The sequence below is a fragment of the Methanosarcina sp. genome (genome assembly GCF_049706645.1).
Classification (GTDB): domain Archaea; phylum Halobacteriota; class Methanosarcinia; order Methanosarcinales; family Methanosarcinaceae; genus Methanosarcina.
This window is the reverse complement of sequence record NZ_JBNAKP010000034.1, coordinates 1-21099: the sequence shown is the minus strand read 5'-3', so window position 1 is coordinate 21099 and position 21099 is coordinate 1. Positions and strand designations below refer to the sequence as shown.

The 21099-nt window shown below is 40.4% G+C and carries 22 protein-coding genes; 10 read left to right on the top strand and 12 right to left on the bottom strand.

Features of this window, described 5'->3' with window-relative positions; all coding sequences use genetic code 11:
• Positions 1 to 69 precede the first annotated feature (69 nt).
• The gene (locus ACPK8D_RS12000) at positions 70 to 783 is read left to right on the top strand and encodes a cupin domain-containing protein (protein WP_424718089.1); all 714 of its coding nucleotides are present in this window, start codon (positions 70 to 72) and stop codon (positions 781 to 783) included.
• Between the two features lie 198 nt (positions 784 to 981).
• Here ACPK8D_RS12000 and ACPK8D_RS11995 read toward each other — a convergent pair whose 3' ends face one another.
• Positions 982 to 2103 carry a hypothetical protein gene (locus tag ACPK8D_RS11995; protein ID WP_424718088.1) on the bottom strand — a complete coding sequence of 374 codons (1122 nt, stop codon included), beginning with the start codon at positions 2101 to 2103 and terminating at the stop codon, positions 982 to 984.
• A 242-nt stretch (positions 2104 to 2345) separates the two neighbouring features.
• Positions 2346 to 2888 (bottom strand): IMPACT family protein, encoded by a 543-nt coding sequence (locus ACPK8D_RS11990; RefSeq protein ID WP_424718111.1) that lies wholly within the window; start codon positions 2886 to 2888, stop codon positions 2346 to 2348.
• A gap of 461 nt (positions 2889 to 3349) precedes the next feature.
• On the opposite strand from ACPK8D_RS11990, the gene ACPK8D_RS11985 reads away from it, so the two are divergent.
• The 3 genes from ACPK8D_RS11985 (at position 3350) to ACPK8D_RS11975 (ending at position 6599) form a co-directional block, all read left to right on the top strand.
• The gene (locus tag ACPK8D_RS11985; RefSeq protein ID WP_424718087.1) at positions 3350 to 3748 is read left to right on the top strand and encodes a hypothetical protein; all 399 of its coding nucleotides are present in this window, start codon (positions 3350 to 3352) and stop codon (positions 3746 to 3748) included.
• Positions 3749 to 4605: 857 nt separating this feature from the next.
• A complete protein-coding gene (locus ACPK8D_RS11980) occupies positions 4606 to 5499 on the top strand; it encodes a prenyltransferase (protein WP_424718086.1) in 894 nt (297 codons plus the stop codon).
• A 176-nt stretch (positions 5500 to 5675) separates the two neighbouring features.
• A complete protein-coding gene (locus tag ACPK8D_RS11975) occupies positions 5676 to 6599 on the top strand; it encodes a prenyltransferase (RefSeq protein WP_424718085.1) in 924 nt (307 codons plus the stop codon).
• Between the two features lie 80 nt (positions 6600 to 6679).
• Here ACPK8D_RS11975 and ACPK8D_RS11970 read toward each other — a convergent pair whose 3' ends face one another.
• The 3 genes from ACPK8D_RS11970 to ACPK8D_RS11960 form a co-directional block, all read right to left on the bottom strand.
• Complete coding sequence (locus ACPK8D_RS11970; protein WP_424718084.1) at positions 6680 to 7651, bottom strand: dimethylarginine dimethylaminohydrolase family protein; 972 nt, start codon at positions 7649 to 7651, stop codon at positions 6680 to 6682.
• Positions 7652 to 7679: 28 nt separating this feature from the next.
• The gene (locus ACPK8D_RS11965) at positions 7680 to 8705 is read right to left on the bottom strand and encodes an L-histidine N(alpha)-methyltransferase (protein ID WP_424718083.1); all 1026 of its coding nucleotides are present in this window, start codon (positions 8703 to 8705) and stop codon (positions 7680 to 7682) included.
• A 93-nt stretch (positions 8706 to 8798) separates the two neighbouring features.
• The gene (locus ACPK8D_RS11960; protein ID WP_424718082.1) at positions 8799 to 9869 is read right to left on the bottom strand and encodes a radical SAM/SPASM domain-containing protein; all 1071 of its coding nucleotides are present in this window, start codon (positions 9867 to 9869) and stop codon (positions 8799 to 8801) included.
• Between the two features lie 320 nt (positions 9870 to 10189).
• On the opposite strand from ACPK8D_RS11960, the gene ACPK8D_RS11955 reads away from it, so the two are divergent.
• Positions 10190 to 11140: an SPL family radical SAM protein gene (locus ACPK8D_RS11955; RefSeq protein WP_424718081.1), complete on the top strand. Its 951-nt coding sequence runs from the start codon at positions 10190 to 10192 to the stop codon at positions 11138 to 11140.
• A gap of 191 nt (positions 11141 to 11331) precedes the next feature.
• Here the strand turns inward: ACPK8D_RS11955 and ACPK8D_RS11950 are convergent, their stop codons facing one another.
• Positions 11332 to 11664: a carboxymuconolactone decarboxylase family protein gene (locus ACPK8D_RS11950; protein WP_424718080.1), complete on the bottom strand. Its 333-nt coding sequence runs from the start codon at positions 11662 to 11664 to the stop codon at positions 11332 to 11334.
• A 268-nt stretch (positions 11665 to 11932) separates the two neighbouring features.
• On the opposite strand from ACPK8D_RS11950, the gene ACPK8D_RS11945 reads away from it, so the two are divergent.
• Positions 11933 to 12106, top strand: a complete 174-nt coding sequence (locus tag ACPK8D_RS11945) for a hypothetical protein (protein ID WP_424718079.1) — start codon at positions 11933 to 11935, stop codon at positions 12104 to 12106.
• A gap of 65 nt (positions 12107 to 12171) precedes the next feature.
• Here ACPK8D_RS11945 and ACPK8D_RS11940 read toward each other — a convergent pair whose 3' ends face one another.
• From ACPK8D_RS11940 to ACPK8D_RS11915, 6 genes are all read right to left on the bottom strand, one after another.
• On the bottom strand, positions 12172 to 12741 hold the full coding sequence (locus ACPK8D_RS11940) for a GNAT family N-acetyltransferase (protein WP_424718078.1): 570 nt from the start codon (positions 12739 to 12741) through the stop codon (positions 12172 to 12174).
• 204 nt (positions 12742 to 12945) lie between these two features.
• Complete coding sequence (locus ACPK8D_RS11935) at positions 12946 to 14691, bottom strand: hypothetical protein (RefSeq protein ID WP_424718077.1); 1746 nt, start codon at positions 14689 to 14691, stop codon at positions 12946 to 12948.
• Between the two features lie 123 nt (positions 14692 to 14814).
• Positions 14815 to 15519: a class I SAM-dependent methyltransferase gene (locus tag ACPK8D_RS11930; protein ID WP_424718076.1), complete on the bottom strand. Its 705-nt coding sequence runs from the start codon at positions 15517 to 15519 to the stop codon at positions 14815 to 14817.
• Between the two features lie 810 nt (positions 15520 to 16329).
• Entirely contained in the window at positions 16330 to 17229 is a 900-nt protein-coding gene (locus ACPK8D_RS11925) for a permease (RefSeq protein WP_424718075.1), read from the bottom strand.
• A gap of 245 nt (positions 17230 to 17474) precedes the next feature.
• A complete protein-coding gene (locus tag ACPK8D_RS11920; protein WP_424718074.1) occupies positions 17475 to 17861 on the bottom strand; it encodes an ArsR/SmtB family transcription factor in 387 nt (128 codons plus the stop codon).
• Between the two features lie 263 nt (positions 17862 to 18124).
• The gene (locus ACPK8D_RS11915) at positions 18125 to 18427 is read right to left on the bottom strand and encodes a hypothetical protein (RefSeq protein ID WP_424718073.1); all 303 of its coding nucleotides are present in this window, start codon (positions 18425 to 18427) and stop codon (positions 18125 to 18127) included.
• Between the two features lie 252 nt (positions 18428 to 18679).
• Here ACPK8D_RS11915 and ACPK8D_RS11910 point away from each other — a divergent pair, with 252 nt between their 5' ends.
• From ACPK8D_RS11910 to ACPK8D_RS11895, 4 genes are all read left to right on the top strand, one after another.
• Positions 18680 to 18979, top strand: coding sequence for an ArsR/SmtB family transcription factor (locus tag ACPK8D_RS11910; protein ID WP_424718072.1), 300 nt, complete (start codon positions 18680 to 18682; stop codon positions 18977 to 18979).
• A gap of 466 nt (positions 18980 to 19445) precedes the next feature.
• Positions 19446 to 20417 (top strand): permease, encoded by a 972-nt coding sequence (locus tag ACPK8D_RS11905; protein ID WP_424718071.1) that lies wholly within the window; start codon positions 19446 to 19448, stop codon positions 20415 to 20417.
• Positions 20418 to 20510: 93 nt separating this feature from the next.
• Positions 20511 to 20744, top strand: coding sequence for a thioredoxin family protein (locus ACPK8D_RS11900; RefSeq protein ID WP_424718070.1), 234 nt, complete (start codon positions 20511 to 20513; stop codon positions 20742 to 20744).
• A 206-nt stretch (positions 20745 to 20950) separates the two neighbouring features.
• On the top strand, positions 20951 to 21099 hold a 149-nt coding region (locus ACPK8D_RS11895), incomplete at its 3' end, for a DUF6951 family protein (RefSeq protein WP_424718110.1).

The following is a 21099-nucleotide window of genomic DNA, read 5'->3' as shown; positions in this document are numbered from 1 at the left end:
GCAGTTACTATCGGCTGATCTTAATAACAATTACTGTAACCCAGAAAAATTTATGGAAGGAATTAATCCATGGCAGGAAATAGTTCGAAAGCGATTAGGGATCTTATACCTGAAATTCTCAGACTTTCAGGCAGGCAATGCATTGTCAGAGAGCTTTCAGATTCCAGTTTTCTTCCTGAGCTTGAAGGTAAGCTCAAGGAGGAACTTAAGGAATATCTCGAAAGCAAGGAGCTTGAGGAGCTTGCAGACCTGCTTGAGGTAATCTATAGAATAGCAGAACTCAAAGGTTCTTCAAAAGCTAAACTTGAGACAATGAGGCAACGGAAAAAACACGAAAAGGGCGGATTTGAGAAAAATCTTCTCCTTCTTAATCCGGTCGAAGAAAGCTTTCATCCGGATTTAAGGCCTGCTGGCTCTGTAGAATCCAGGCGTGTCGTTTTTAAGCCTGAGGACGCGGCAGTAATTGAGAAATATGGCATGAAGATGAGAATCTGCACCACCAAAGCCGAATCCGCAAATGCCGCAGTACTGTATCAGGAAACACAGAAAGGGCATACCGAGGAATTCCTGCATGAAAAAAGCGATTTCATTTATTATATCCTGGAAGGTAGCAGCGTCTGGATAATTGAAGACCGGGAGTTTGAGGCACGAGCCGGAGACGTAGTTGTCGTGCCTGCAGGAAAAAGATTCTGGTTCCGGGGAAATCTCAAGCAGGTCTGCGTAACTGCTCCGGCCTGGGAAGAACAGTATGAGCATCACATAAGAGACCTCAAAATCGTATAAGAAACCTTGAAATCGTATAAGAGGCCTCAGAATCATATAGAAGGCCTCGAAATCGTTTAAGATATCTCAAATGTGAAAGTATAAAGTTCGGTTGTAAATTACTTTTTGCCTTACCGAAGCCTCAAAATTTCGACGCTTTGAACATGTTGAAGCCTTATTCCTGGTGTTTCCAGGTAAATCAACCGGGTGCAATCTGGATTAATTTTTTCCTCTCCTGCGCTGCGTGACAGTTGCAACAAGATACGCCGCTAGAATGGCGGATACTGCAGGGTAAATGCCAAGAGATGATTTCGCTGCGGTTTCGGCTTTTTCCGCTTCCGCTTCAGGTTCCTTTTCGGGAGCACTTTCTGTGAACATGAAGATATCCATTGTCCCTTTGCGCTTATCCTGCCAGACTATCCTGTTGCCGCTGATTGAGGGATTGCTCTCATATTCCGAAGCTGTAGATACGACTTTTTCCTGTCCTGTTGCGATGTCATAAGTAAAGATATTTGTACCCTTAATCCTCCCGTCAGCCCAGACTATTCTTCCATCCGAAATTGCAGGAGTCTTCTGTGGGGACGGATCGGTAGTAACTACCTTTTCCTGCCTCGTGGAGAGGTCATACAGGTAGAGATCAAGGTTTCCGGCGCGCCTGTCTTCCCAGATAATGTAGTTACCTTCAATAGCAGGTTTTGCCTGTTCTGCAGGGTCCGTAACTACTGCGGTCTCTTTGCCTGTATTGATATCATACATATAGATGTCATCGTTATCATTACGCGTATCTTTCCAGACTATAATGTTTCCCGAGATTGCAGGCTGAGTCTGGTCGGATTTGTCTGCAGTTATTCGCTTTTCCGTACTGGAGGCGAGGTCATATATGTAGATATCCATATTCTGATTCCGCCGGTCTGTCCAGACTATCCTGTCCCCTGAGATTGCAGGCTCAGTCTGGTCGGATTTGTCCGAAGTTATCTGGGTTTCCTTACCGGAAGCAAGATCATAAAGATAAATATCAGAGTTGCCTCTCCTGTCACTCGAGATAACTACACGGTTGCCTGAGATTGCAGGCTCCATTTCATCTTTCGAGTCTGAAAAAATGGCGGCCTCTGCCCTTCCGGATGAAAGGTCATACACGTAAATGTCCCAGTTTCCGCCCCTCTGGTCCTGCCAGATAACATAATTTCCTGAGATCACCGGGTTAACCTGATTCCCGTAAGCCGTGGTAATTTCCTCTTCAGTTCCCGTTAGAGTTTCACTGGCAGCCGAACATGAGAATGTCCCCATTCCCACAAGTAAAATGAGTAAAACAAGCAAAATTGAAAAGCTATTATATCTCAAGGTTTACACTTCCAATATTCCCTTTAAATTTTATTATGTGGTCTTGAGTATAAAACGTTTTCAATCTTAGGCATGTCCTCTATATACAAATTAAAGGCTCATTTACAGTTGAAAGCCTTCTAAATTAAGTGCCTTACCTTGTGATTCTTAATAACTCCTATAACCTGCCGCACTTTACTTTTTCTCCCTCTTAATCAGGAGTTTTCGGGGCAGTTAGTCCGAGCGCAAGCAAATTGATGAAGCTAAAACCTTTCAAGCTCAGCCTTATTTTTTGTCTCATCTCTCACTTTTTTAATGAATTCATCTTCAAATTCCTTTTTTACAAGGAGAACGAACTCTACGGTGTCCGAGTACGTTTCCTTTTCAATTATTCCGTATTTTCCTATCAGATTTCTTACCTTCTGGCTTTCCGCATATCCCAGATGTATTCTTAATCTGACCTGCTCGAAAACTTCGATAATTCCTGCTTCTTCAAGAGCGGAAAGTGCCGTATCCCGGTATGCTCTCGAAAGCCCCCCGAAACCCAGTTTTATTCCCCCAAAATACCGTGTCACGACTACGACCGCGTTCAGGATCTCTTTTGATTCCAGCATCTTAAAAACAGGCTTTCCTGAGCTGCCCGAGGGCTCCCCGTCATCGTCGTATTTGAGGGCAAAAGAGCTTCCCTGTCTTATAAAATAAGCCGAAACATTATGGTTTGCATCCGGGTGTAATTCCTTTACCCTTTTTATGAAAGCTTTTGCTTCATTTTCGCTTTCTACAGGACTGGCATAACCTATGAACAGGGAATTTTTGAACTCTTTTTGAGCTTTGCCACAGCACTTAAGAGTTTTGTAACTTTTCAGTGTTCTATCCTCAAACCGCTTTCATATACTTTTTACAAACCGGGTGCTTATAGGTTTGCACTTCTTCAACGGGGGAATATTATGCCACCTTTAAATACTTTTCTCTCACCAACTGGCTCTCCTTTCTAAATCCCTTATGCATTTATTCGCTTTCTGATATTTATTTTAAACATTTCACGAAAAAATAAGTGGCACGGAGTTTTATAACTCCTGCCTTGTTAAATGTAGCCACTGCGGGGTATGTATTCTAATTATATAAACTATTTCGTTGTATTATTTTTTTACCAAATCGAAAAGTTTTAATGTTATTGGCGGTTCATGCATAAATATCTCATATGAAAATCCCATTATTTTGTATGAGCTGGGTGTAAAAAAGGAAGAGAACTTTAGAGGTATTATTAATGAAAAAAATGTTAAAGATTATAGCAATGCTCCTCGTTATTGCTACTGTTGTCTTTGCAGCCGGCTGTGCTGAAGAGGCTGAACCAGAAGCAGAAGAGGGAGTAGAAGAAGCGACTGACGAAGCAGCAACCCCAGTAGCAAATGAAGAAGTTGAAGCTGGAGCCGTAGATGCAGCCGAAGCTGAAGCAGCCCCAGAAGCTGAAGCAGTCCCAGAAGGCGAAGCAGCCCCAGAAGCTGAAGCTGAAGATGACTTAGCTGTAGCAGACGCTCCAGCTCCAGAAGCAGAAGCTGAAGATGACTTAGCTGTAGCAGACGCTCCAGCTCCAGAAGCAGAAGCTGAAGACGACCTAACTGTAGAAGCTGAAGAAGCTCCAGCTGAAGAAGCTGAAGAAGCTTAATTTAGCAGTATAGAATAAGAAATATCCAAGTAGCCTTTTTAAAAGGCTACAATTTTAGTTTTTCAAAAATAGGTTTGTATGAATCAATTCTGTTTCATGTTTCTTGAAATGGAAAATTTTCCATAAAATATTTAGATATAGTAATTTCGGCTTTTTTTAATATTGTCGTCAGAGAAAATTTCAAAAATATTTAATAAACTCATTTATAAAAATAGGCGTCAAGGTTATTGAAGTTGTTCTGAAGACTCTTTTGCTTCTTGCTTTACTCTGGATTATCCGGAAAAAATCCACAGGCAGTTATTGAAACCTGTAACACCGGGCAAGTTACCGAAAATGGCTGAAAACAATTGATATTTTGATACGCCATGTTTCCAGCTCGGTCAAAAAGCTGGAATCTTGCAAACTCTCAGCCCTAACTAGCAAAAAGCAATATTACTTATCCATAATTAGCCCGCCGAACGTAGCTCAGTATCTTTATTATAAATCAGCCCGCCTGAATGAATTAAAATAACTTCTCTTGTCCATAGATCAGCCCTCTTGAGCGCAAGCGTTGCGCCGGTTGATCACGCCGACAATTCCGTTTTCGATCAAACCTTTTTAAAAAAGGTTTGTGATCACGCCGGATAGGGCCTTTGGTCAAGCTTTCCGCCGGAAAGGTTGTGGTCAAGCCTTTTTTGAAAAGGCTTGTAGGATTGCGTTTTTGATCAAACTTTTTCTAAAAGTTTGCGGAACTCGGGCGGCACCCGGATTTTTATATTCTCAAAAATAATAATTTTTTAACCGCAAATTTAACCTATTTTCATAATTTTTATGTAATAGCTTCCCTTAATTACCGCCATTGTTATTGAGGCCAAAAAATGATAGAAACCCTGAAAGCCTACTTTGACCTTGTACGTGCCCATTTTCTTCCGGCCTGGCCCCTGATCTTCTGCTCCGGGCTGGTGCTTGCTTTTGCAAATTACGGGGGCTTTTCCTGGCTGCTAATGATTAAAGCTGCCCTGATTGGCCTGTTTGGTTTCGAAGCCGGTTTCGTGCTTAATGACTACGTGGACAGAAATAGAGACAGGTTTGATGTGGAAAACACGCTTACTCGATACTGGAGGCCTTTTAAACAGAGACCCATTCCGTCAGGGAAGCTCTCTTCAAAAAATGCCTTCTTGCTGTTTATCCTACTTGCAGGAATTACTTCTGCCCTTATCTTCACGCTTCCGTATCCGAATTCGCTCTATGTCTTTACAATAATGCTGTACTCGTACGGCATCGAGGCTTTTTACCAGGTGAAGAAAAGAGACCAGAAATACCCGGTTGCGCAACTCCTGGGTAGGACGGATTTCACGCTTTTTCCGGCAGCAGGTTACCTCTGCTACGGGCAGCCTGACGTGACAATGCTTCTCTATATCGCTTTCTTCTATCCCTGGACAATGGCGCACCTGGGGCTGAATGACTTTATAGACCTGAAAAACGACCGGGCAAGAGGCATGAAGTCCATAACCGTGCTCTATGGCGAAAAAGGGACAATGTATTGGATTACAGGCTTTAAGGCCCTTCATTTCCTTGCAGCCGCTTTTTTTCTCAGGGAGCTTGGAAATATCGCCCTTTACGGTTTTTTCGCAGGGTTTATACTTCTGACAGGATCAAACCTTTATCTATGGAAAGAAAAAAGTACCGCAGCCGGCTTGAGGGTACTTCCCATTTTCCATGGAACCCTGGTAATCTATGCGGTCTCGATTATTCTTGACTTTATATACTGAATAGGAAAAAGAGATCTGTTTAGATGGGGAATCCAGGGCTATTCTCCCTTTACATGCCTTTTTTTCGTTTTCTACTTTTTATCATTTTTAATGTAATATTAGCGATTTGAGTCAGCATCTCTGAATTAACTGCTGTTCTTTTCTTAATGCCTTTTACAAAAAGTATAAACATATAATTGTCTTTTATATTACTCGGGGGAGAGGGCACGAGAGAAACCATTAAAGCCTTGGTAGATCTGACAAGAGCTCACTTTTTCCCTGTCTGGATTTTGCTTTTCTCCTCAGGCCTTGCGCTTGCTTTCAATAACTATGGGGATTTTTCCTGGCCAGTAACCTTAAAGGCTATTTTAATCGGGTTTTTCGGATTTGAAGGCGGGCTTGTACTCAACGACTACGTTGACAGGAAAAAGGACAGGCTTGATGTCGAGAGCTCCCTTACAGCTTACTGGAGGCCCTTCAAAAGCCGGCCGCTTCCTTCCGGAAGGATCTCCCCGAACTTTGCCCTGACAGTTTTTTTACTGCTCTCCGGGCTCACAGGACTGGTAATGTTTACTTTGCCTTATCCTAACTCCTTTTACGTATTCGGGGCAATGCTTTCATCATGCATTCTTGAATATTTCTATCAGGTTAAAAGAAAGAACCAGAGTTTTCCTGTAGCCCAGCTTGCAGGCAGAATGGACTTCACACTTTTTCCGGTAGCAGGCTATCTCTGCTACGGACGGCCTGACATGTCTGTACTGCTCTACCTGCTCTTTTTTTATCCCTGGACGCTTGCACACCTTGCAGTTAATGATTTCATCGATACGGAAAACGACAGGGCAAGAGGAATAAAATCAATTCCGGTACTTTACGGTACTGTGGGAACTTTACTCTGGGTTTCGGGTTTTACGCTTGTGCACTATTTCACAGCATTTCTTTTTTTAAAACAGCTTGGAAATATTGCATATTATGGCTTTCTGTCAGGGTTTCTGGTACTCGGGTTTGCAAACTATAAGCTCCTCCGCGTAAAGAGTCAGAAAACAGGCCTGCTTGCACTTTTCCTTTATCACGTTTCACTCGTGATCTATTCTATCTCAATCATTCTTGATTCCCTTTTCTGATCCTCCTGGCCCTCTCTAAACCTTTTCTGGCTCTTTCCGACTCTCGATCTGTCCCCTCTCTGATTTTTTCTCGTAAAAACCTAATTTTTTCTTCTGCACAGCCTCAGGGTATGGCAGCGCAAGCTTCCTCCTCCCGCAAGCAAAGCGTCGGGGTGGAAAGGAATAATTTCAATGCCTTCATTTTCAAGGCTCTTGCTGGTTTTTTGATCAAGTGAGGTATCGTAGTGAAAAATAGTTCCGCTTTCAAGAGGAACGAAAGAACAGGCGAGGCGGCTTTGCTCGGAGTCCGAAACAGGAATAATTTTCACCCCTTTCTCCCGCATGAAAGCTTTAAAATCGATTTTTTCTCCTGAATCTTCCGTAAACAGGCAGGTCTCCTCAAATGCAGGTAGATATGCCAGGGCAAGATCCTCCCTTATCCTGTTGAAAACGGTATCAGGGTGCATGTATCGTCTGGCTTTGGGAATCCGGACGTAAATAACCTCATTAAACTCTTTCAGAATATTTGAAATAAATTCCCGGATAAAAGGGTAAGTGTGTCTTTCTGTGTCCGCTACAAAGACCGTTTCTTTTGAGAGCAGTAGACAGCCTTCGAAAAAACCCTGTCCTCCATTGAATTCACTGAGAATGGGAATTCCCAGGTTATTCAGGGCCTCCTTTACGACAACCTCTTCTTTTTCCCGTGCAGGAGGGCGCATTCTGGAAAGTATAGCCCCCTTTCCGGAGATAACTGCAGTGTCGTGAAGAAAAGTTAGATTTGGCTTCTTCCTTATCAGGTCTATATTCTCGTCCACATAATCTCCAAGTTCATAGACCTTAACGCCGTTTGATTCCAGTAAGTCCTGATAACTTCTATGTTCTTTGATATATCCGGAAATATCAGGAACCTTATCATAAAGCCAGTGTCTATAGTTCGACTCGTTGACCAGGGACAGTTCTTCTCCAGGCGTATGCATAAGTACGCTTTTCAGCTTCCCAAGTTCATCGCACCCGTAAGCGATATCTGGCCTTACTTTTTCGGCCCTGTGCAAATCCTCTATCTCGAAACCCATACCCCGAACCTCCCTTCTGTTTATGTCATTATATGCGTTTTTTTGCAAGGATTATGGCATTTGCCCGGTCTTCACTCAGGAAAGCCCTGAGGATATCAAATCCGCAAATATCCAGGAAAGCCGTAATCTGGTCATAGGTATATTTGTAAGTAAAACCCATACGGATGACATCTCCTTCCCTGAAACCTATAGTTTCTGCCCCGATTGTGAGTTCAGTATCCTTCAGGATATACAGGCTCTTCCTTGTCCGGTATACTCCACCTATTCTTGAGTTTACATGTGCAAGCAAAAGCTCGAAATCAAAGTCTTCAAGAGTCATTCCGTACTGAAGCAGGGGATACATATTGAAGAGAGCATTCTCTCTTGATGCATATGTGCCCAGTACGGATTTCCTTGCGGACTGTGCCTCCGGGCCCTCAGTAGGGAGCAGGTTGGCGTCGAAGAAGAAAAGGTCTCCCTGCTCAAGATTTTCACGTACAAGCTGAAGAATGAATTCTGGCTCGTAATTGCAAAAGGTATTTCCCAGAATACAAAAAAGAATCGGGAGACGCCAGTTCTTTTTAAAGGTTGCCATATCCTCTATTAATCCAACTATCCCTATCCTTTCGACAGGCAGGTTTTCGACCTTTTCAAGGGCGATATCTACAAATTCGCTGTTTATATCGATAGGGTAATAGCGTATCGATACTTTTCCTGAAGCTGGGTTTTCAGCCAGATTTTTCCTTACGAGTGCTTCGAGAAAAACTTTCTCCTTTTCCCCGTTTCCCACTCCAACACTCACGAGGCTCATGCCTGTCGGAATAAATCTCACTATTGATTCAAGATTTTCCTCCAGAAGGGCTTTAAGTTCCCTGGCTACAGGAAACGTCTCAGCCCCGTCAAGTTTCAGCCAGTTTCTTGCTCCACCTGTGCCTGTGTATAGGAGGTAATCAGGCAGTTCATGGTTTTTCAAGGACTCACAGAGTTTTGCTTCGATATCCTTCTTGCTGGTAATTATTATTTTTTCCTTATTTCCGGAAACCTGCCATGACTCCACTTTTCCCGTACTGTTCAATTTCTCACCTTATCCTGAGACTACTCAGCAGAACTTACCTTAAACTATTTCTCCTGAATTATTTCCAAGTTCCGATTTTTACCATTCTGCCGTTTATTTAAAACACTGCTGGCACTCCATTCTGAGGGCCTTTATTGGGTCAACACCATTGTTTATTCCTACGCTGTAAGCATATCCGCGGCAGCCTATGCACTCTTCCAGATGCTCGCAGTTCCCGCACCTGCCCTCTAGCACTTTATCGATGTTTCGGACATATGTGAAGAGATCGGAGTCATAAATCTCCCGAAGGCTCATTCTATTTATATTATAGGGGTATTCCCCATCAACTCTAAGCGCAGGATGTTCATCCAGCTTTGTAGGTGCACAGGGCCGGACATTTCCTTCGATATTGATATACAGGCTGTAAAGGTGTTGAAGACAGCCGCTTGCGGTAATCGGTGTGTAGGGCAGCCAGTCGTACCCGTAATATCTCCTGTCGATTTCCAGCAGTTTTAATTTGTATTCCTTTATCTCTTCAGCCGTCAGCAACTTATCCTCAAGTTCGTCATTTGCCCTGCCTGTCGGCGTTAGAATTTCCATATTGGGAAAAATATTATTTTGCCTGCAGAAATGCCAGATTTCTTCAATCTCTCCCAGATTCATTTTATTGCTTACGAAGGAAACTCCCAGACGGAGCTCCCCCTGTTCTGCAGGTTTTGAAAAGCCTGCTTTAAGAAGGTTTTCAAGCCCCTTTCTGATCTCTTTGGAGGCCCCTTCTCTTCCTGCCAGGTAATCCTGAACTTCAGGCTTAAGGGAATCCAGCTTTCCCATTACTGAGGCGTTGTGTTCGTACAGGAACCCTGCAAGTTCTTCTGTCATCAAAACCGTATTAGAAAAAACCATAGGGATTATCCCCAGGGAATCGATATAAGCGATCAAATCCCTGAAATTCGGGTACAGGGTCGGCTCTCCACCCCCTATCACAACCACAGACCTGATCCCTAGTTCTTTTGCTTCCAGGACTATGCGTTTGAGGGAACTGAAATCGGCTACCTTTGCCGAATCCTCTCCACTCTCTGCATAGCAGTAACGGCAGCGGAGATTGCATGATTTATTCGTTTCAAGGCGTATGGCTAAAAGTCTGTTTGAGTCCCGGGCCTTCCGGGCTTCCTGTGCCCCGTACATATACCCCTTCAGTACCGGAGGGGGTGAAAACAGGTTCAATGCATCAAAATCTTTCGGTTCTTTCCCCAACATATTAAAAGGTATGGGTTCAACTCCTTATCAAGTTACAAGAAACTAAGTGATACTTTCAGGCACAGTAGATTGATTTTATCCCAGGTGACTACTCTCTCCTTTCTCTTTCAAGCCGTTCGTTTTTCCTTTCTCAGGATTTTTTCCAGGAGTGCAAATAGGCTGATTTTGTCCTTACTGGAAAGCTGCTCAATTTTCCGGGATTTCTTTTGTTAAGTTTATTATAGCTTTCGACCTTATTCTGTTCCGGGATGTTTGAGGAACTCCGGGTTACAAAAGCTTTGAATAAAATAAAGGCAACGAGCAGGCTCACGCTGCCATACTCCTGGGACTTGAATATTTACAGGGGATGCGAGCATGGCTGCCATTACTGTTATGCAATCTATTCTCACCGTTATCTGGAAAAGGAAGAAAAAGATTCTTTTCCAGGGAAAGAATCCTCAGGGAGAGAAGACTGTGCTTTTTTTCAGAGGATCTGCGTAAAGACAAATATTGCAGAAGCCCTTGAAAAGCAGCTTGGATCAAGAAGCTGGAAAAAAGAAGTAATCAATATAGGCGGGGTATGTGATAGTTATCAGCCTGCAGAAGCAAAGTACGGGTTGATGCGAGAGGTTCTGGCGCTAATGATCAAATATCGAAATCCGATTACTATATCTACAAAATCGGACCTTATCCTCAGGGACTTTGATCTTCTTAAAGAGCTTGCTGAACTTACATATGTAAATATCGCAGTTACGGTTACAACAATGGATAAGAATTTAAGCACCTTGCTGGAACCACTGGCTTCTCCTCCTGAAAAGCGGCTTTCAGTCCTGCGGGCTTTTAAAGATACAGCCGCTGTCACCGGACTTCATATGATGCCGATTCTTCCTTTTCTTACCGACAGCCCTGAGAATCTGGAGCGAATTCTTTCTCTCGCGGCCGGGTGTGAAGTAGACTATGCCCTGCCTGGAATTCTTTACCTCAGGGGTGAAACCAGAAAGCATTTCTTCGATTTCCTTGCATGTAACTTTCCAGAACTTGTAGACCCGTACCGCAAATTGTATGCAAAAGGAGGAGCTGACAGAACCTATAAGGCTGAACTCTACGGGGTGCTGAGTTCTCTTATGGAAAAATACCGTCTGTCCGGAGACTACATGAAACCCATGCAGGTAAAACTTTCCCGTACGAAACAGCTTAAACTCACTGATTTTCAAAAGTGATTTTTTAATTTTCTCCATAAAGCGGACTAGAAAATGAAGAAAAAGAAAAACTAAAACTTGAATTTTCAGGCTCCGGATTTTCAATTCTGAACAGGTTCAGAGAGAAAAAGAGCATAAGTCCTCAAAACTCCGAGTTTAGTCTCCCTGGTTTAATTTTTAATCAAACTTAACAACACTTAACGGGAATGGGCTTATTCTTCATCTCCTGCACAGCTGCACGAAATATTACCTTTCAGGATTTCTTTCCAGTCGCCGATTACATCATGGGTCCAGCAATCGTCAGCGCCTGCGGCTTCTCGCATAACCAGGGCAAAAATATATGAAAGTTCCTTAACTGTAGCCCCGGCTTCGAGCGCACCTTTAAAATGTTTTAGGACGCAGGGCTTTGACCTGGCTTTGATGGAGAGGGCAAAGCAAATGAACTGATAAGTTTTTTCGTCAATCATCTTTTTTTCAGCGTAAAGCTGATCAATTTCTTCCAGCTTCTGGGTGAACTCCGGGAAAAATTCTTCCAGCATTCTCATTTCTGTGGCTCCTTTTTTGCCTGCATGGTTTCAGGCTCATGCTATTGAAGCAATATCTGTAATATGGTAATTTCATTATTTAAGTGTTAGTTCAAATTATTTTGAAATAATCTAACGCCTGCGATAAAAGGAACGTTACATAGTAACATTATCTATTCCAGTTGGTTCCAGACTTAATCGTAAAATCCAGTCCAATGCTTCAACGTACCCTGCAAAGTTACAGGATTGGAGAATAATTGCTCTATAATTTCTCGCGTGGAAAATGTCCATGGCGGAAATCCAGGATGTTAAATATGACTGTGTGACTGATAGAGCTCAGGAAGAAAGTGCAAGAATCGATTTTACGCGCTGCCAGTATACCTTCTCACTGACAGGTGTCCTGAAAACCTGGCTAATAATTATAATAAAAATAATGCACTACTCGGGTGAATTGAAAAAATAAAAGTTAGGAATGCACAGTACAGATAAATATGTTGACAAAAGTAAATTATATAAGCCAGAGAACGTCTAAACCAGACTCAATTCCATTTCATAACATCTTTCGTTCTCGCCGCAAATATTTTTTATTTCTTTGATTATTCGAAAGCCCAGTTTTTCATATAATTGTATAGCAGACAGGTTATTTACATTTACATACAATAGGACCGAAGCTATTTTATTTAGCCTCATTTCCCTGATACTCTCTTTTAATAATTTCTCTCCAAAACCCTTCCCTCTGAAATTCCTATCAATTGCAATTGAACAAACTACTGATTTTTTCTTGAAACCTTTGAAGGAAGGTACCAGCCGTATATAATATGTAGAGTAACCTACAACTTGATTCTGACTCTTAATAACATAAAAAATTTTCCTGAGCCTTTTTGAATATTTTATAAGTTTATCCGGACTCTGGTTTTTAAACCCTTCTTCCTGAATTCTTAAAATCTCAGGAAGCATAACATCCTCTAAAGGCGTAACGTTTTCCTTTTCCGTCTGTTCCCAGTTCCTTAGAAGAAGAGCCCCAATGATATATCGCATCAGTCTACTAAAACTCGTTAAATATACAATGGGATTAATCTGGATTTTTGAGAGGCTCATAGAATCACTTTTAAGTGAGTAAAGCTGTTGGTGAAATTTCAAAAAGAATTTTAATTATTCTTAACTATTAAGAGCAATCTATTTTTAATCACTCATGCTATCATCCAGATTTAGATAAGCAGGTCATATGATTATAAACGAGCAAACAAGATTTAGATTACAAAACATAGTTCCAAAATATATTTTCCACAGAACATTATCTTATTATTCTTTAACGCTATTTAAATATATATCATAAGTGTGGTTATTCTCAACCCAGAAAGTAATCGAATTATCCTGCTCTATATTATAACTGAGAAATTTTTGGGATGTATTATCGTAAACCTGTGTACTCCTTCCAGCATCTATGTTTACATTTACAAGGGCAATGGCACCGTTTGTGCGTGCATCAAAAGTGATAAAGTGTTCGGTATATTGAAGGTCCTCAAAGCGGGCGTCGTATGTGTTTCGGCTTATTTGACCATACTCATAAAAAGACATCGTGGATATGTTATTTGAATTATAATTCTCTATCCAGTTTTGAAATTTTGACCGGCTAATTGAATATTTTATAGCTGGATCCTGATCAAGTTCGTGGGTAAAAACAGGATGTACCATGCCTGCTCTGGAGGCTGTTTCCCACCATTCCCAGGTGTTATCGTCCAGATTCCCAATATCTTTTTCCGTATGAATTCCCGAATCTCCATTTCTCCAGAACATTCCTAAATTTTCATATGCATAAATAGCATGTTCAACGGTGTCCCTGTTTCTCATCGAGCACCAGCTTGTTGGTTTTCGCCCGATTTTTTCATAAACATATAAATGCCCTTGATCCATTATTTTATATGCCTGTTCAAGTGGAAGGCTATTCAATTCCTTAGAGTAATGTACTCCTATATCCCATGAATCATTGATTATCAGACCGCGCAAGTATTCAAGGTCGGTTTCATTGCACTGCTCAAGGATCTCTATATCAAACCATATCGTTCCTTTATTGTTTTTGCTATTAAGGTAACGTATACCCCGCTCCGTTGTGTTTCTAACATGCGGTCCATCAAGTCCGAAAGCCAGCATCCTGTTATTTCCGATTGCAGTTATGAGCTTCCTGGCTGCGGTCTGGTTTATACTGTATATGTCAACATCAAGGTACGTTCCTTTTCCCATTACAAAAGAAGTGAATTTAATGTACCCGTTTGAAAAATCAATATATGGTAATCTCTGCCTATCGGTGTTATAAAATGGGGTGATGATACTGTTGCCGTCTTTTGCGTAAATAGTGTTTGTTTTAGCATATCCATCAAACACAATTTTAAAATCGGATCTTTCTGCCGCACTCCCGATGCATATGGTTTCAGATTTAATGTCCTCAAAAGAAGCTTTAAAATAACTTTTTAATATGATATCATTATTTATTTTTTGGATGATTAACTTTGAACCCGGGCTGCTAAGCTCAACAAAACTTTGAGGATCATCCGTTTTTACATCTATCGAGATTTGATAGGTACATTTAACCATTGGTATAAGACTACAGATGTAAAGTGATCCAGTTTGCCTTGGTTGCTCCCTATAATGAATTAGTGGTATAGAAGCGGCTTCGCAGAATCTGCGTATCTCCGAAGATTTCATTAAATCTGCTGTATATCCATTTATTCCGGATTCTATAATAGTGTCTGTGAAAGGAAATAAATTGTAAGGAAATAAGCAAGAGTCTCTTGTGACTTTATATTTCAGTGCTTTTGAGATATCGAATGAAATCTCGGATTTCAGCGTTCCGTAAATTGCAGAATATAGCTTGTCATAAATCTTATTACCCTGAAGTTTTGCAATAAAAATGTTATTCGGAACACTGTTAGCTTTAGAGTAATTTTGTGAAAATAAGGCAAGAATGCCCCGATCAATATTCTCATGGATTTTTGGAATAAGTTTACTTGGGAAAGCTTTAGTTTCTCCAGAAAATAAACTGCTTGACATAGATAATGTGGGAAAAAACGTTATTACATGACGACGGCTGTTCACTAAATCACCATATCAATTTTAATATTAATTTCAACTCGACCCGGTTCTTTTTAATTCAATGCCAACCTGAACAACCGTTTAAGCCCGAAACATTATTGCGTGATATTTGTATTCGTAATACATTGAACGCACGCAGATCATTACAAAACCATGCTTATTTGCAATTTTTTCAACTTTGTGGGGATTGTGGGCGAATCCGAGAATGTCTTTTGGACGATTTTTTAGGCTTGCCGATACTATAGTCCGAAACTCGAAACCAGCTTTGTGTAAAATTTTCAAGCCATTTGCATTTTGTGAGAATAGCCCTAGCTTCCATAATGGATATAAGCGGGAATCCAATAAGTCAAAAAATACTATTTTGCCCCCTCTATTCAGATGTTTTGATGCATTAGCAATAAAGGCGTCAATTTCTTGAAACGTTAAGTACTGGATTACTCCGGCTGCAGTTATCCGATCAAAAGAAGTGTCCAGTTTTTCCCAGAGGGTTTCATGGTTAGCCAGGATCAGGTCAATATTAGTGCATTTTCTTTCTCTGATCCTTTTACTCGCTTCGCCAAGCATGGATGGAGAAAAATCCACTCCTACAAGCTGTTCATATTCCGGAGCATAATAAGTCAGGAGTTCTGCGGAGCCGCATCCGAAGTCAAGAAGCGTCTTACCTCCGTCAAGGTGATATAATTTTTCCCTGGCTTCCATAGCAAGAAACTCCTCAGAAGAATACCTGTGCCCTCCGTTTGTTTTGTCTTTAAAAAAATCTTCCCAGATGTTTTTTGGTTTCGACATGTTTTTGGACTCCCAAATTTTGCTCTTTGCCATACTCTTCCCAGGCGACCTGTACTTCTAAACTAATAGTTCTTCAGTTATTACGTGAACTGGCTCATAACTGCAAAAGGGATAAATAAATTCCGATTTCACACATATGCGCATAAATATTTATAATTTTCTAACTTGAATTATGAGATCAATGTTATGAAATATCAGTATCTCTGCCGTATTACTTCATAAATTCGAATGTACTCGATTCTATTCTTAATGTGCATAACTTCTAATATTATTTTAAAGATATTTAAAATAATATATAATTTCTGCTTCAGATTTGTTTGAAATAAATAATCGAAATTCTTAATTGATATAACGAATCTACGGGTTACTGCATAAGTACATTTTCATGCTCTTAAAGGTTATCTGTTACATTAAAATCAATAGTAATAAACTGATTTGTAGCTCGACTGAATGATTTCACTCACTGACCTGGGCAGGGAATATCAGGTTCTCACAGTGCGAAATTTCGGATGCAGAATAAAAATCGAAGTGGTAAGCATATATCTGAAAAAAAGAGGAGCAAAATCAAGGAAAGGGAAACGAAAATGAACTGCCCGACCTGGAACTACCGACTAAACCTTCCAAAGCAAGAAAGGTAATTCACAAAAATTTTGAGAACCCTGCCGCGGTTGTGAGACTGGAAGAAGAGCGGCTCAGAGTCTTCCGGCGAGTCGGAAATAAGACCAAAGACTGGATCTTGCAAACATTTAAGAAATGATACCAGGTTCTCTATCTGTCTGCCTGGTTCATCCCAATTTTTCTTGGCAGCTTTCATAACGCCAGCAGATTAGCCGAATATCCTGCAACTATAGCTATTGTGAAAATAGTTACTACGAAAGCAATCAGTAATTTTTTCCTAAATATAGCTGAAAGAAGCGTTAGCTCTGGGATACTAGCTCCTGCACCTCCAATTATTAGTGCCAGGACTGCTCCCACACTCATTCCCTTCCCAATAAGCGCAAGTCCAATTGGGATCATAGTCTCTGCTCGAATATAAATTGGAATACCAACAATTGCAGCCACAGGGACTGCCAGAGGATTGTTCGGCCCAGCGAGGCGGGAAATGATCTCTGTGGGCACGAATCCGTGGATGAATGCTCCAATGCCAGCTCCAATAACTAAATAAGGCATTAGCTGACGAAATAAGCTCATTGCAAACCCTGCAGATCGTTGTATCCTTGATTTTGCGTCGTCTGCCTGCTGACCATTACAACAACTTCGTACAACGGCCGCTGGCTTAACATGGCTGGCGAAGCCTAGCCCGTCGAGCAAAAGACTAATGATAACTGTACCCACGAAGGTGATGGCAAAATATAAAGAAGCTATCTTCCAGCCCAACAAAATGACGAATAGGGATATTATCACCGGGTTTAGCAAGGGTGATGAGAACAAGAATGCCATTGCTGCGGCAAAAGGCACCCCAGCGTTGAGCATTCCCAGTAGCATCGGTATGGTTGAACAGGAGCAAAAAGGGGTGAGAGCACCAAATCCAACCCCAATGATACTGCCTACAACTTTGTGCCGCCCTCCCATAGCTTTTTTTATGGTCTCGTCCGAAACGTACTCCTGAATCAGCCCCACGAGAAAGGTTATCCCTATGAATAAAACAGTAAGCTCTAAGGCGATTTCAATAAAGTAGTTGACTGCCACAGATAAATTATTCCAGAACATATTGATCTCCCTTAAAACTAATTTTCTTTCAAGCTTCTACTTTTTGATAGTCCCGTTGCACTATGTGTTTATATACATTAAAATGAATTTAATTACTAATTTATTAACAAAAGCTACCGCTAATCAAATTAAAATTACAGGATTATTTTTCTGGAACCTTATTTTTTTGAAAAATAAGCTGTTTTTGAAAGGTTCGAATTTGTCCTAAATCTTACACTTTTCAATAGGAGAACTTCATCCCGGTATTACTCGTCAATAAGCAGTTTTGCCTGATTAAGGATTTCAATGACTGCCCCATCAGAAAGACGAAAATAAGACCATTTTCCTTCTTTTCGTTCCTTGATCAGCCCCGCCGTTCTCAGTACAGAAAGATGGTGAGAAACTGTCGATTGAGAAGTGGAAAGAGCAGTAGTCAGTTCGCAGACACAGAGTTCTCCTTCCTTTAGTAATTTTATAATCTTGAGACGATTTATATCTGCAAGAGCCTTAAAAATTCTGACCTCCGAAGGTAATATCTTTTCATCCAGCCCACTCGACAGAGAACTGAGCCTTTGCGCCCTTATTTCAAGCTCTTTTTTGTCAGAGATAAAGCGCTTCAATCTTTCGATTTCTGTTTCAGTTTTTTCTGTCATGGTGGTCTTCCTTTCCCTTCATTTTCCATGTAATTACCTGCAACAGCCGCTCCCCACTTCTAAAGGAAGCAACTTATTTTTACTCTGTTCATTAGACCAGCAACCTACACAGAGCTTTACATTTCCTAAATCTTTGTGATTCACCCTGAATAAAGAACTCTCTTCTTTTCCACAGATCTTACACTTAAGGTTCATTAGCGAGACCTCGGAATAAATTGATGTTTAAATGTGGGCTCAATTATATCTACAAATATCGATATGATTTAATGCTTATTCTGCTGCCAGTATGTTATATATTCTTTCAAGATTGCTGTTTTAAAATTTTCGAATTCTTTTTCAGGAATTACATTAATTTTCAACAGATTTTGCATGAGCTCTTCGGCGTCTATGTTCTCTGGTGTCTTGTCTGCCTCAAAGTGTTTTTTAAATTCTTCATCCAACCCGGCTACATTAGTATCTTTGTCATCAACCCTAATAGTTCTAATACTTACTATAGAAGGGCCACAACAGCAACTTTTATCGCTTCCGGTGAGTTTTCCAAGTAAATTTTTGCCAAATTTGCCCATTAAAGCACACCTCATTTACTACTATCTGATAATATCATTATATCGAAATACATCGATATGAAATATAAAGGTTATGATTTATGATAGATTGCCTCTAAAAATATCCTGGATCTCAAGAGCATAAAATCTTCTTTACTTAGTCATCCTGAGGAAATGTGCTGGTCAAATAGTCTCTACTTCCTTATAGCAATAAGTCTAATTTTCCCAATTTAGAAAAATATATATAGTTTCACAGATTCAATGATTGTTGATATGATTAATGAGGCAAATATACAGCTGTTCAAAGCCCTAAGCGAAGATACAAGGTACAGGATTATTAAGGCTCTTCTTGAGGCCGAGCGCAAATCCAGAGAAAATAAATACGGTAACAAAGGAGAACTATGTGCCTGTGAGATCCCGGAAATAATTGGCCGGACGCAATCCAATACCTCAATGCACCTTGCGAAATTGCAGGATTGGAGGATAATTAAAGTACGAAAAGAGGGGAAAATGAGGCTGTATTCCATAGAAAATGACAGAATCAGGAAGATTCTGGAAGTCCTTGAAGAATAAGATCCTGTACTACTACAGATAAAGTTCAAGAGTTATATTATCTAAAATGTAGTAAATAAAATAATTTTTTCAGGGATTCTGTGCAGCAGCCGTACATTTCTTAAATGGAGTTCTTTTTTTCTTTTTTATCTTTCTTCAACAATCAACGAAATCTTTAGTGTTTCAACCTATCACTATTTACTGAATAAGGAGGTTCTCATTTTTCGCTAACTGTGCATTTACTTACACCTGAGTTTTCCAGAAATTTTTTGTTTTTTGTATAGTTTTTTCAATTTTGCAGTGAACGTGCGGACTTATTTAGAAAACACACTCGAAATATCCATTGATGCCAATAAAATGTTCCGAATTCAAAGCAAATAATATTTCAGGCACTATGGAAATATTTATATAACACAGGGAATATCAATGTATATTGATATATTTGGGAATAAAGCGTTAATAAAGAAATAATAAAGAAGGATCCAAAATGGTTGATATATTTTATCCTCTTCAATGGATTGCTGATAAACTGACCTATGAGATCTTCGGGATTGCACCTGATACACGCCTTGCAGCAAGTGTCAACTTTGTTATTTACGATGTAATGAAAATCTTTGTCCTTCTAGCTGTAATGATCTTTGTTGTATCCTACCTCAGGACATATATCACTCCCGAAAGAACAAGGCAAGTTCTTGGAAGCAAGCAAGGACTCAGATATTATTTTCTTGCATCTCTTATAGGAACGATAACTCCTTTCTGTTCATGTTCGTCTGTTCCAATCTTTATAGGGTTTGTGGAAGCTGGAGTGCCCCTGGGAGTCACTTTCGCCTTTCTGATCACTTCTCCTCTTGTAAACGAAGCCGCAGTTGCTGCTCTATGGGCAACTCTCGGACTCCAGGCTACAGTAATTTACGTCATATCAGGAGTTTTACTGGGTGTTCTGGGAGGTTATTTAATTGGCCTTCTGAAACTTGAAAGATATGTAGAAGACTTTGTATATAAGATGAAAGTGGGAAAACAAAGCACTGAAGATCAAAAACTAACAATGAGAGAAAGAGCAGAATACGCCTTTGAAAGTGTAAAAGATATTGTGGGCAGGGTATGGCTCTATGTAATAATAGGAGTTGCTATAGGAGGCATTTTCCATGGATACGCTCCTGAAGGCATACTCGAAAAATACGCTGGTGAGGATAATCTGCTTGCAGTGCCGATTGCTGTCCTTATTGGAGTACCCCTTTACTCGAACGTTATGGCAATGATCCCTATTGTAGAAAGCCTGATTGGAAAAGGGCTTCCAGTCGGAACTGCCCTGGCCTTCCTCATGTCTGTCACAGCCGTATCTCTACCTGAGATGATTATCCTTAGAAAGGTACTGAAAAAAGAACTGGTAGCAATTTTCGTCTCAATTATAACATTATCTATCATTTTTACAGGATATCTATTCAATATGTTGTTGTAAGTCTTCTACTGTATTTTAAAATTTAACAATATAAAGCTGTAAATAAAGGCAAAGTCGGAACAGAATTCAACTAATGAAAAAGGAGGAAAATATATGAAAATAGAAATTCTCGGAACAGGATGCTCCAAGTGTAAGAAAACAAAAGAAACGATTGAAAAAGTACTGAAGCAAACTGGCGTTGAAGCTGAAGTAATTAAAGTTGAGGATATTGAAAAAATTATGAGCTACGGCGTTATGGTTACCCCTGCAGTTGTTATTGATGGAGACGTAAAACTTGCAGGCAAAGTTCCGGACGAAAAGGACGTTCGAAAGTGGATTGCCCAATGAAAGAAGATATGTGCCTATACTGAATTGGGTATCAAAAAGAATAAAGATAAAGATCCCAAGGACAATGAAATCTGAGAAGCTCTAGAAAAAACCCTTGGGATACTGCAGTCCGAGTGATCTCGGACTCAATTAACTTCTATATCGTCATTTACAGCTATTTTTCTAAAGAATCAAAAACTTAAATGACCAAAATCGAAGGTGGCATATTGACCGAAATTATCGTAAATTCCACTATCTGTGGGTTTGTTCATACAATCCATGGAAGCAAAAAGGGAAATAAAATTATTATTGACATCGAAACTCCGTGTGAAAAGATAAAGAAATTCTCTCATATGGAAGTTCCCATGACAGAAAT